14 protein-coding genes are annotated in these 12,094 nt (G+C 28.6%); 3 read left to right on the top strand and 11 right to left on the bottom strand.

Annotated features, from left to right (window positions below; all coding sequences use genetic code 11):
- Positions 1 to 66 precede the first annotated feature (66 nt).
- Together ACZ5B9_RS06920 and ACZ5B9_RS06915 are read right to left on the bottom strand one after the other, a co-directional pair.
- The gene (locus ACZ5B9_RS06920) at positions 67 to 1,023 is read right to left on the bottom strand and encodes a hypothetical protein (RefSeq protein ID WP_464421784.1); all 957 of its coding nucleotides are present in this window, start codon (positions 1,021 to 1,023) and stop codon (positions 67 to 69) included.
- A 248-nt stretch (positions 1,024 to 1,271) separates the two neighbouring features.
- Complete coding sequence (locus ACZ5B9_RS06915) at positions 1,272 to 2,030, bottom strand: tRNA threonylcarbamoyladenosine dehydratase (RefSeq protein WP_464421782.1); 759 nt, start codon at positions 2,028 to 2,030, stop codon at positions 1,272 to 1,274.
- A gap of 270 nt (positions 2,031 to 2,300) precedes the next feature.
- Here ACZ5B9_RS06915 and htpX point away from each other — a divergent pair, with 270 nt between their 5' ends.
- Both htpX and ACZ5B9_RS06905 read left to right on the top strand, forming a co-directional pair.
- Complete coding sequence (gene htpX / locus ACZ5B9_RS06910) at positions 2,301 to 3,173, top strand: zinc metalloprotease HtpX (RefSeq protein ID WP_464421779.1); 873 nt, start codon at positions 2,301 to 2,303, stop codon at positions 3,171 to 3,173.
- Positions 3,174 to 3,276: 103 nt separating this feature from the next.
- Positions 3,277 to 3,663 (top strand): hypothetical protein, encoded by a 387-nt coding sequence (locus tag ACZ5B9_RS06905; protein ID WP_036071267.1) that lies wholly within the window; start codon positions 3,277 to 3,279, stop codon positions 3,661 to 3,663.
- 156 nt (positions 3,664 to 3,819) lie between these two features.
- Here the strand turns inward: ACZ5B9_RS06905 and ACZ5B9_RS06900 are convergent, their stop codons facing one another.
- The 4 genes from ACZ5B9_RS06900 to ACZ5B9_RS06885 form a co-directional block, all read right to left on the bottom strand.
- A complete protein-coding gene (locus ACZ5B9_RS06900; RefSeq protein ID WP_006804197.1) occupies positions 3,820 to 4,032 on the bottom strand; it encodes a DUF1858 domain-containing protein in 213 nt (70 codons plus the stop codon).
- Positions 4,033 to 4,273: 241 nt separating this feature from the next.
- A complete protein-coding gene (locus ACZ5B9_RS06895; RefSeq protein ID WP_464421775.1) occupies positions 4,274 to 4,909 on the bottom strand; it encodes a superoxide dismutase in 636 nt (211 codons plus the stop codon).
- A gap of 154 nt (positions 4,910 to 5,063) precedes the next feature.
- On the bottom strand, positions 5,064 to 5,741 hold the full coding sequence (locus ACZ5B9_RS06890) for a response regulator transcription factor (RefSeq protein ID WP_021769808.1): 678 nt from the start codon (positions 5,739 to 5,741) through the stop codon (positions 5,064 to 5,066).
- Positions 5,742 to 5,805: 64 nt separating this feature from the next.
- Positions 5,806 to 6,621, bottom strand: coding sequence for an Mrp/NBP35 family ATP-binding protein (locus ACZ5B9_RS06885; protein ID WP_464421772.1), 816 nt, complete (start codon positions 6,619 to 6,621; stop codon positions 5,806 to 5,808).
- A gap of 320 nt (positions 6,622 to 6,941) precedes the next feature.
- On the opposite strand from ACZ5B9_RS06885, the gene ACZ5B9_RS06880 reads away from it, so the two are divergent.
- Positions 6,942 to 7,514 carry a YiiX/YebB-like N1pC/P60 family cysteine hydrolase gene (locus ACZ5B9_RS06880; RefSeq protein ID WP_455036335.1) on the top strand — a complete coding sequence of 191 codons (573 nt, stop codon included), beginning with the start codon at positions 6,942 to 6,944 and terminating at the stop codon, positions 7,512 to 7,514.
- Between the two features lie 175 nt (positions 7,515 to 7,689).
- Here the strand turns inward: ACZ5B9_RS06880 and metA are convergent, their stop codons facing one another.
- The 5 genes from metA to ACZ5B9_RS06855 are packed head-to-tail and all read right to left on the bottom strand — an operon-like array spanning position 7,690 to position 12,087.
- The gene (gene metA, locus ACZ5B9_RS06875) at positions 7,690 to 8,622 is read right to left on the bottom strand and encodes a homoserine O-acetyltransferase MetA (protein WP_464421769.1); all 933 of its coding nucleotides are present in this window, start codon (positions 8,620 to 8,622) and stop codon (positions 7,690 to 7,692) included.
- 53 nt (positions 8,623 to 8,675) lie between these two features.
- Positions 8,676 to 9,026 carry a hypothetical protein gene (locus tag ACZ5B9_RS06870; protein WP_021768552.1) on the bottom strand — a complete coding sequence of 117 codons (351 nt, stop codon included), beginning with the start codon at positions 9,024 to 9,026 and terminating at the stop codon, positions 8,676 to 8,678.
- Between the two features lie 28 nt (positions 9,027 to 9,054).
- Positions 9,055 to 10,182, bottom strand: coding sequence for a DNA polymerase III subunit beta (gene dnaN / locus ACZ5B9_RS06865; protein WP_464421766.1), 1,128 nt, complete (start codon positions 10,180 to 10,182; stop codon positions 9,055 to 9,057).
- Positions 10,183 to 10,197: 15 nt separating this feature from the next.
- Complete coding sequence (locus ACZ5B9_RS06860) at positions 10,198 to 11,019, bottom strand: sigma-70 family RNA polymerase sigma factor (RefSeq protein ID WP_006804206.1); 822 nt, start codon at positions 11,017 to 11,019, stop codon at positions 10,198 to 10,200.
- A gap of 45 nt (positions 11,020 to 11,064) precedes the next feature.
- Positions 11,065 to 12,087 carry an NAD(P)H-dependent glycerol-3-phosphate dehydrogenase gene (locus ACZ5B9_RS06855; protein WP_464421764.1) on the bottom strand — a complete coding sequence of 341 codons (1,023 nt, stop codon included), beginning with the start codon at positions 12,085 to 12,087 and terminating at the stop codon, positions 11,065 to 11,067.
- Positions 12,088 to 12,094: the final 7 nt, after the last annotated feature.

The raw sequence follows: 12,094 nt of genomic DNA, 5'->3' as shown, positions 1-12,094 counted from the left end.
TAATAATTAAATTATATCCTTTTTACTACAAAAGTGCAACCAAAATTTTTAATATTGTATTTTATTTTAATTCTTTCTAGCCCCACCAATCTTCTCAAAAACAATCGACTTTGTCACTACATAAAGCAAAATCGCTATTAATAACGGCAATACAATTGATGTCAATAAAATTATTCCAATAATAACTGGCGTATTTTCAACCAAGTCTTTTGAGATAACATTTATTTCTTTTGAGAAATTATCAATTTTGACTTTTGCACTGTCAATTTGCCCTGGAATGTTAAAAATACTTTTAGACTGATCTAATGAAAGCATCTCATCCTTCACTTTATTTAGTCTTCCCAAATCCTGATTTAGTTCAACAATTGCAGGCTCTTTATATTCTTTTTCAAAATAGCTTGATATTGTCGAATTTACAAATATTGCACTTGGTAAAACTATGTAAATATAAAGCAATATGAAAAATGAATATTTAGAAATTTTTCTTAAAATTTTTGTAACTTTGTTTTTATAAATAGTATATGGAAAAATTGTAATTAATGAAATAAATGTCAATATTGTAGCCAATTTTACCTTAAAAATTTCATAATAAATTGTTTCCAGCTTCAGTATAACAACACTCGCAAGCGACACTTTCCATAAAATATTTATCATATCGTAAATAGGCTGAATAATATCTCCAATCTCAATTTCCATTCCGACAATCATACTGACATTAACCGTACTTCCTTCAATAATATCCGTAGTTCCTTTCAAAAGCGACAATGTTAAAAACATCTTTTTAGACTCTTCATAAGTTTTTTCCAAATACGGCATTGTCAAATTTTTAAAAAAATTAAAAATCGTATGTTCAAAGATTTTATCCATTATTCCAAAAATACATAAAATCAGTCCAATTACAATTAATATTTTAACCAAAAGATTTCTTTTGTCTAAATCCCACTTTGGAGAATTATTTTTATGGTTTTTCTCCAAATTTTTGCCTTCGTCTACTGTCAAAACAGCGTCATTTTTTTCTGCCAATTAATCTCACTCCTTTTTCCTTTTTTATTTCAATTGTTTTCAAACATTTATTAGTAAGTAAATAAATGTGCTTGATAATTTATTTTAAAATTAATTTTCTACTATTTTCCATTTGAATAACAGATTAATCATGAATTTTTTTGCAAGGGGGCAAAACTCCTTATTAACAAATAGTATAAAATATAATTTATATTTTAGCTATAAGTACAGGATTTACAATAATAAGCAATTCTGTAAATTAACGATACTTAATCCCACTCCAATAACTTTCTTACTACATAGGAAGCTAGTACAAGCCCAGCCGTTCCTGGTACAAATGAATTGCTTCCAGGCGTAGTCTTTCTCGGAATTTTATTATTTTCCCTAAATTCAGTTGGCAATTCTTCCTTAAATAATTCTGATTTATTTGGCTGTACAGGTATTTCTTTTGAAAATGCAACTGGAACATTTGTAATCCCCTTCTTTTTTAAAATACTTCTAATAGTTCTTGCCATCGGACAAACATAAGTATTTTTTATTTTCGCAATTTCTACCATTTCAGGGTGCATCTTGTTCCCAAATCCCATTGAAGAAATGATATTTATGTTATTTTTCACACAATACTCAATCAAATTAATTTTACTTCCAATAACATCAATCGCATCCACAACAAAATCATATTTATTATTTCCCAAAACTTCATCTATATCATCATAAACTAATCTTTTTACAAGTTCAATCTTACAATCTGGATTAATGTCCAAAATTCTGTCTTTCATAACATCAATCTTAGACTTCCCAATCGTACTTCTAAGCGAATGCAGCTGTCTATTAATATTTGACTCTGAAATCTCATCAAAATCAACCATAGTAATTTGCCCAACTCCAGACCTTGCCAAAGCCTCCACGGTGTAAGATCCAACGCCACCAACTCCAAACACAATAACACGAGAATTCCTTAATTTTTCAATTCCATCTTCTCCAACCATCATAGAAAATCTGGCAAAGGTCTGATTCTTATCGTTCATTTTTTTTCATCTCCCCTTTCAATATAGAGTTTTCTATTCTCTATCTAAAATTTCGCTCATATTATATCATAAATATTTAAAATGTAAATAGCGAGAGTATAAATTTTTATTATAAAGTTTTATTTGGCACTTTTAATTTATTTAATACTAAATTCTATTAGAAAACAGTATTGAATAAAAAGTTATAAAATAAATATAGTTATTGAAAAAAACATCAATTTATAATATAATACCTTTAACACAAATCAAAAGAAAGGAAAAAAGATACCTATGTTTATAAATACTATGAAAACAGGTTTTTTAATGTTTGGATTAGTTTTTCTCTTTGTAGCAATTGGTGGTGCATTAGGAAGTCAAAAAGGTGCAGTAATTGGACTTTTAATTGCTGGGGGAATGAGTTTTTATAGCTACTGGTTCAGTGATAAAATGGTTATAAAAGCGTATAATGGACAAGAAGTTACTTCCCGAACTAATCCAAGATTATATCAGTTAATACAAAGGCTGGCAAATAACGCAAATCTTCCAATGCCAAAAATTTACATAATTCCAGAACGTCAGCCAAACGCATTTGCAACTGGGAGAAATCCTCAAAATGCTGCTGTGGCATGTACTGCGGGATTGCTTGAACTGATGGATGATAATGAGTTAGCTGGAGTTATGGCTCATGAATTGGGACATATAAAACATCGTGATATTCTAGTAAGTACAGTTGCAGCCACTTTCGCTGGAGCGATTGCCAATATTGCACGATTTTTACCTTATGTATCAAGCGGAGATAATCGAAATGGAGAACGACGAAGAAACAACGTTGGAACTGCAATGCTGCTTTCATTTTTAGCTCCAATAGCAGCTTCAATAATTCAAATGTCTATCTCACGAAAAAGAGAATATATGGCAGACAGGGCCGGAGCAGAATATTCAGGAAATCCTTTATATTTACGTAACGCATTACAAAAATTAGAAAGTTACAGCCATAATATCGCAATGAACAGACAAGATCCCACAACAGCACATATGTTTATTATAAATCCATTTTCAGGATTGGGAAATTTTAATTTAAAAAGCCTATTTAGTACACATCCGTCTACTGATGATAGAATTAGAGAACTAGAAAAAATGGCAAGAGAGCAACATTTGTTGTAATTTTAAATTTTAATTTTATTAAAATATTTCTTTTTTGTTTTTGTTGAGAATTTATTTTAAATATGATAAAATGTATAAAATCTATGAAATATGGAGAATTGATATGATTAACACATTTGCATTTTTAACACTGTTATTACTTTTTGTAAGAATTTATTCATTTGTGTCACTTTTATTTTTAAGTGGTAAACAAGTACAATTTGCAGAAAGAATAACTGTACTGATACTATTATTTGAAGTTCTGATTATATTTTTATATACTTTTTTTGCTTCATTTAGATATTTATTGCCGCCAGTTTTAATGCTGTTAAAAACTCCAAAATTTTTAATTTTTAATAACTTTTCGGTGGTGTTTTTATGTTATTCACTTTTAAATCTGGTATTAAGTTTTACATTTGGAAGCCAAAGTATCTTTAAATTTATAAATAGGTTTTTTGTTGGAATAATTTTATTAACAAATATTATTTATGGATTTTTATTAATAGTTTAAATTTTAAGTAACTAAAAAGTGTACTAAATAGAAATTATCTAAACAGTACACTTTTTTCTTTTTTAAAATTTTTATTTCCATAAATATTATACAATTCATTAAAAACTAAACTAATAAAAATTAATTAAATTTGAATAATAAATGTAATTTACGTAACTATCCTTCTTGTTTTTCAAGAATCATATTTACTTCCTCAAGAATCATGTCTGGATTTAATCCGTGAACAGCAATTCCTTCTCCCAATGTTTCAGCACTTGAAATAATACATCCAACACATCCAAGTCCGTATCTCATAAGCACTTGTGCTATAATTGGGTATTTTTCAACTGCTTCCATAATATTCATATCTTTTGTTACTTTTTCTGCCATAATTTTCCTCCATTAATTATAATTTTATAATGTAAGTATATCAAATTAAATTATACTAGTCAACTTTAAATACCAAATATTTTTCAATTCAAAATTATATAACTTTATGTAAAATGACTGATTTTCATAATTTTAAATAAAAGAGATTGAATCAAAATAAATTTAATGATTATTCAATAAATAATAATTAATTTTATCCAATTCAATCTAAATCTATAAATCTATTTTAATTTACTTCCTATTATTTTGCAGCTTCATATTTTTTAGATACTTCATCCCAGTTTATAACATTGAAAAATGCTGAAATATAATCTGGTCGTCTATTTTGATAATTTAGATAATATGCATGTTCCCATACATCTATTCCTAAAATTGGAGTTCCTTGTGAACATCCGCAAGGTGTTACTCCTGGCATTAATGGATTATCTTGGTTTGCAGTTGAAGTAACTTTTAATTTCCCATCTTTATTTACAACAAGCCAAGCCCATCCTGAACCAAATCTAGTTGCTGCAGCTTTTGCAAATTCTTCTTTAAATGCATCAAAACTTCCGAATGTTTCGTTTATTTTTTCAGCTAATTCTCCTGTAGGCTCTCCACCAGCGTTGGGACCCATTATTTCAAAATATAAGTTATGGTTGTAAAAACCTCCACCATTGTTTCTAACAGCTCCACGAATTTGTTCTGGTAATACTTCTAAATTTGCCAAAATTTCTTCTATTGGTTTTTCTAAAAATTGTGGTGCATTGTTTTTTAATACATCATTCAAGTTGTTCGTATAAGCTGCGTGGTGTTTTCCATAATGGATTTCCATAGTTTTTGCATCAATATTTGGTTCTAATGCATCAAAATTATAAGATAATTCTATCTGTTTAAACATTTTTTATCACTCCTAAATCATATTGTATTATGATTATATTTTATCATATTATTTTTATAAAATCAATAAAAATTTATATTTTTTGTGAATTTGTTCTTATTACAATTATGAATTGATTAATTAAATTATTCACTATTGCTTGTAAAAAATTATATTATTCTTTTATAATATATCCGACACTTCTTACAGTTTTTATTATTTTTTGATCAAATCCTTTATCTATTTTAGATCTCAAAAAATTAACATACACATCTACAATATTACTTTCTGAAACAAAATCTATATCCCAGATTTTTTCAGAAATCATAGTTCTTGTAAGTACTCTGTTTTTATTTCTTAAAAAATATTCAAGCAATAAGAATTCTTTATTTGTCAATTCTATTTCTTTTCCATCACGTTTAACTTCTCTATTTGCAGGATTTAATGTCAAATCATAAGCTGTCAAAATTCCCATTTCATCTTCAGTTAAACGCTTGTTTAAGATTCTTACTATTGCTCTGAATTTAGCAGAAAGTTCTTCCAGTCTAAAGTCATTATATATGTAGTCATCGATTCCTTTTAATAATGCCTCTGTCTTAGCATATCTATCGTCTTGTTCAATTGCCATTAAGATATAGCTTTGTCTTTTATATCTTATTATTCTTTCTATTGCTAGTGGAAAATCTTCGATTGAGCTGATGTCTAAAAAAGAAATGTCAAGAGATTCTGTTTTTAATGCGTCTAGCATTTGTTCTTCGTTTTCTGCCAGTATTACATTAAAACTTAATTCTTTTAATAACTGACCTACTACCATTCTAGTTTTTTCATTTTTATTAAATACTAATACTTTCATTTTTTTGTTGTATAATAAATATATTAATATCTACAATATATTTAAAATACTTCTCCTTTCACATTTATTTACTTTCGCTTTTGTTTTCTAAATTTTCAATTACTTTAGTAATTATGTCATTCATCCGTCTTGATGCTACAGAATCATTTGAAATAAATGGTAACCCGTTATCACTAGATTCTACAATATTTTCATCTAATGGTATTGAGCCTAGAAAGTCAGTTTTTTTCTCTTGGGCCATATTTTTGGCACCGTCTTTTTTAAAAATATTCACTTCCTTTTGACAGTCAGGGCAAATAAAACCACTCATATTTTCGATTATACCAAGCAGATTTAGATTTATCAGTTTAGCAAAATTTATTGCTCTTGTAGAATCCAGTATAGAAACCTTCTGTGGTGTTGTAACAATGATCGCTTTTGAATCTGTTCCTATATTTTGTGCAATACCTAACGTTTCATCACCTGTTCCTGGCGGTAAATCAACTATTAAAAAGTCAATTTCTCCCCAGCGAATTCCTTCCAGCATTTCCATTATTGCTGTAATTTTTTGCGGACCTTTCCAGACGACTGGTGAATTATCTGGAACAAAAAAACTTAATGATGATATATGTAAATTTTTTGTTATTTCCAATGGTTCAGAAATCTTTGAAAGTTTCACACCTTCTTTTCCAAACATAATCGGAACATTAGGACCGTGCAAATCAGCATCAAGAATACCAACCCTATATCCTCGCAATGATAATCCGTAAGCTAAATTAACAGATGTAGTTGTTTTCCCAACTCCACCTTTTCCACTCATCACTACAATTTTATGCTTAATTTTGGACATATTGGAATCTATTCTTTGTTTTCGTTCAGCTAAAGCTGGATTAGTCTGCATTCATTCCTCCTTACTCTAAAAATATTTTAATTTTATTTAACTTCCCTACTTTAATTAAAACATAAACTTAGAAAAATTACAAGCTATTTTTTACATTTTTTTGAAAAAAACTTAATTTATTTGTTAATATAAATAAATTATAAATAAAAATTTTTTTTATTAAAAAATAAACTGGACTAATTGCTATCTTTTTTATATAATATATTTAAACTGCTTTTAAAATATAAAGATTTTCAACTATACTTTTTTAACTATATAAGTTTTTAAATTCTATTTTCAAGTAGTTTTATCATAAGTTTAATTAAGAAAGGAAATTTTATATGAATATTTATTTAAAATCAAATCTGAAAAGATTATTATTATTTTTAATATTAACTTTTGCCCTCATATGTAAAACAAAACCAGAAGAGAAATATCTTTGGTATTCACCAAGAGAAGTTATTTCAAATGCAGATAAATTAGAGCCAGGGGATATTCTTATTTTATCCAAAAGACCGACTTTACGTTCAATGTGGGGACACGCTGCAGTTCTTAACGAAAACAAAAAAATAGTAGAATTTCCATCCTATTCTGCTGGTTATAGCGAAAGCCCATTATATGCCTGGCAAAACATTAATAGAAAAGTGGCTATTTTTAGATTAAAAGGAATTGATAAAAAATTTAAAACAGCTCTATTTAAAGAAATCGATGATACAATAACAAAGCCTTATGGATTAACGTTTCACAAAAATTTTGACAAAAGATTATATTGTTCACAATTTGTTTATCTTGTATTTAAAAAGGCTGGTGAAAAAGTTGGACGTGAAATAAATCTTGATTCCAATGGTGGCGGATGGGTTATGCCCTTTGATATAATGGATTCTCCCTTGTTAGAAAATATTTCTCTTTATTAATAATTTTTATTTTAAAAAGCTCCCATTCGAGAGCTTTTTCTCTTTATTTTATATATATAAAACTGCCTTAAAACTGAACCCAAAATCTATGTCTATTTACTCACACCCTAAATTTCTATGATTTTTAATAGTTCTATTTAAAAATAGCATCGAATATATTTTAATAAATCTAGATTTAAAAATTAGAAATTTCTTCTAACTTTGTCAAATCATACGGCGTACCTTGATAAACATGATGGTTTACCCAGTTGGAAAACAATAAATTTGCATGAGCCCGCCACACAAAAAGTGGCTCTTTATTTACATCATCGTTCGGATAATAGTTAAATGGTACTTTTATATTTTTCCCCAATTTCACATCCCGCTCATATTCCTTAGCAAGTGTCATTCTATCGTATTCCAAATGTCCCATAATAAAAATATTTCTCTTATCCTGAGTACGAACTATACTAACCCCTGCTTCTTTAGAATTTGCAATAATTTCAAGATCCGATATTTTCTCTATATCTTCTGCAAGTACTTCTGTATGTCTTGACTGTGGCATATTAAACACTTCATCAAACCCACGTAACAACATTGTATGGCAAATATCAATTTTTAATGGGTAGATTCCAAAAAGCTTTTCTTTTAATGGATATTTTTTTATTCCATAATGATAATAAAGAGCTGCCTGTGCTCCCCAGCAGATACACATCGTTGAGTAAACGTGAGTCTTGCTCCATTCCATTACTTCCGCTAATTCTTTCCAGTATATAACCTCTTCAAAAGGTAGGTTTTCCACTGGTGCCCCTGTTATAATCAAACCATCAAAATAATCATTCTTTATATCATTAAAAGTCTTATAAAAATTAGACATATGTTCTTCCGAAACATTTTTTGACATATATGAAGTCATTTTTAAGAAAGTAATTTCCATTTGAAGCGGAGTATTACTAAGTAATCTTAGTAATTGAGTTTCTGTTTCAATTTTTGTAGGCATTAAATTTATTATTATAAATTTTAAAGGACGAATATCTTGCGACAATGCCCTATTTTCATCCATTACAAAGATGTTCTCCTTTGCTAAAATATCTACAGCCGGTAAGTTATTTGGTATTTTTATAGGCATTGCATATTCTCCTTTCTGTTATTTTATCTAAAAATTGAGTTATAAAATGCTTATTAATACATAGAAATATGCATAGGAATTATAATCAGAAGTAATAATACTAAATTCATCATTACCATTACTAATGTAAAGATATTTCTCTTAGATTGTCTTTTATTATCATCTGTTTCATTATTATTTATTTTAACTAATATGAAATATGAACAAACCATCAATCCTGCTTTTAAATAAGTGTATATTACTATCAAAACCGAAAAAAATAATGCAGTAATAATAAAATGATCCAAAAAATAAGAATCAACTATACTTCTAATAATAACATATAATAAAGTTATAAATTCTGGTAACCATGAAAATATTAACCATCTAATTGTTTCCGATTGATTTAAGCTTTTTTTCTTCATTAATTAAAGTCTCCTTTCACAAAATTAATTAACTTTCCCTAAGTGCCAATGGCATTGTGAAGTATAGGGATTTATCATTATCCTCATCTCTTACAATTACTGAACTCTTGTTATTTAGCAATTCCAGCACAGTTACTTTTCCTTCAATTGTAGAAATATAGTCAAGTAAAAACCTTACATTCAATGAAATTTTCAAATCTGCACCTTCTTGAATTGTAACAATTTCTTCTTTTATCTGTGCATTTTCACTAGTCCCAGTAAGCAGCAGCTTATTGTTTGCAAAATTAAATATACCACCATTTTTAGCTTCTTTGTTATCTCTGACAAATATAGCTGTTCTCCTTAGTACAGATAAAAAATCTTTTGTATTTAACAATATTTTTTTGTTATGCTGTGAATTATTTAAAATTGACTTGTAATCTGGAAATTGCAAATCAATTGTACGAGTCAAAATTTCTACATTCGAAAATTGAAAGAATACTTTTGAGCCGTCTGATTTTACAGTAATATTTTCTTCATCAATAAGTTTCATAATTTTTATTAATCCGTCAATTGTTTTTAATGGGATACTTAGACTAAGATTTTCTTTTCCTTGTTGAGTTTCATCCAAATCCTCTTCAATATATGTCAATCTGTATGTATCAGATGAAACAAGTTTTAATTTATCTTCTTCGATTTCCAGTCTGATACAGTTCACAGCTAGATTTTCTGGATTTGGGGAAGCTGATATTTTTACATTTTCAATATTATTTAATAATTTTTCCTTTTCAAAAACATATTCGACTCCATTTTCCAATTTTGACTGAACTGGAAAATTACTAGCATCATATAATGAAAACTCTGTATTTGTTGAACTTGCCTGAATTACTAATTTTCCATTTTCCTCAATCAATGTAACTTTTTCATCAGAAATTTGTTTTAAAAATTCTTCAATTAATTTGTGTTTTATAACGATTTTTCCTTCATCTTCAACTTGTGCCTCTATTTCTGTATTTATAGACAGCTCCAAGTCTGTTCCTCGTAAAATTGCCTTTCCTTCGTTTGTTTCAATATAAATTCCAGAAAGGACTTCTCTTATTTTGTTTTCAGTTACTGCATTTTCCACTATAGTTATAGCTTTTAATAACGACTTTCTATCTACAATTATATGTAACATATATTCACCTCTCCTTTACAGTATATCTTTATATTCTTCCAAATGTTCTTTTAATTTTGTTATTGCCTTTTTTTCTATCTGTCTGACTCTTTCACGAGTAATTCCCATCTGCTCGCCGATTTCCTTTAATGTATGGATTTTATTGTCATACAGTCCGTAACGATATTCAAGAATCGCTCTTTCACGTTCATTCAGAACTCTTTCAAGCAAGTCTTTCATTTCAATTAGCTGATCTTCTTTTATTATTTTATCTTCTACATCATCATTTTTTCCAATGATGTCTTCCAAATAAATATTATCTCCAATTGTTTCATTCAAAGACATTATATCCTGAAATTCCCCTAAAAGTAAAATAACTTTACTTTCTTTCAGATCAACTTCCTTTGCAATATACTCTGTTGATGGAGCTTCTCCATGAATGGCAGTATAATCTTTTATAACTTTATTCACTTTTGACAATTGCTCGTATTTATAAGAAGGTATTCTTATATCACGTCCTATATTAATGATGGCTTTTTTTATTGACTGCTTTATCCACCATACTGCATACGTACTAAACCTATGTCCTTTTTCATAATCAAATTTATTTATAGCTTTTATTAATCCAATATTACCCTCACTGATCAAATCAATCAAAGGAAGCCCGTTTCCAAGAGACTTTTTAGCTGTACTTATTACCAATCTTAAATTTGATAAAATCAATAATTGCCTTGCCTGCTCATCATCATCTTCCCTAATCCGTTTTAACAGTTCATATTCTTCCTCCTTTGAGAGTAGATCAAATTTTTGAATATCACTTAAATATAACGACATCAAGTTTAAGTTGTTATCTTCCATTACCTCACTCCAATTTTATTTTTTATATAATTTCTTAACTTATTTTTAACTTAAAAATTCTGACTTTAAATCTCTGCTCATAAATGTAGATTCCAGTTCTGAAACTGGTTTTCCATTGTAAATCACTTCATAAAGTGCTGTAAAAATAGGTGCTTTCAGATTATTTTCCTTTATAATTTTATAAAGGGCCTTTATTGTTTCTGCACCTTCTGACACCATATTCATATGTGAAACTATATCTTCAATTTTTCCACCTTGTCCCAGTTTTTCTCCTACAAATCTATTTCTGCTGTGTTTACTCGTACAAGTTACAATAATGTCTCCAAGCCCTGATAATCCCATAAATGTTTTAGGATTGGCATTGTAATATTTTGCAATTTCAAACATTTCGTTAATTCCTCGAGTTATAAGAGCAGCCTTTGTATTATCTCCATAACCCATTCCATCGGCAATTCCCGCCGCAATTGCAAGACAGTTCTTTAATGCTCCCGCAAGCTCAGCTCCCATCAGGTCTGTTCCCGTATAAACTCTGAAATAAAGATTACTAAATGTAGTTTGCACTGTTCTGGCAGCTTCTTCATTTTCAGATACGGAAAGTATGGCAGATGGTAATTTTTGAGCAACTTCTTCAGCGTGTGTAGGTCCTGCCAGCAGAACATAATTATATGACTTGTTTCCAAGCTCTTCAGCCACTATTTCAGAAATTCTCTTTTTAGTAGCAATTTCTAGCCCTTTTGCAACATTTACCAATATTATATTATAATTTAAAAAATTTTTCAATCTTTTTAAAATTGCTCTTAAAAATTGTGTAGGAGTCGCTAATAAAAGAATATCAATTTTACCATATTTTTCAGAATTTTCAAGCACTTCCCCATAATCATCCACAACATTAAGACTGTCAGGCAGCTTTATGTTTGGTAAAAACTGTGGATTTTCCTTTGTTTCACGAATAACTTTTCTAACTTCTTCGTTATGCTCCCATAAATAGACTTTATGTCCATTTTCTACTAATAATTTTGAAAGACAAGTGCCCCAGCTTCCGCCACCAATAACCAATATATTTTTCATCATCATC

The organism is Leptotrichia sp. SK-5 (assembly GCF_055387215.1).
Note: the sequence above shows the minus strand (reverse complement) of the source record. Positions and strands in the feature narration are given on the sequence as shown.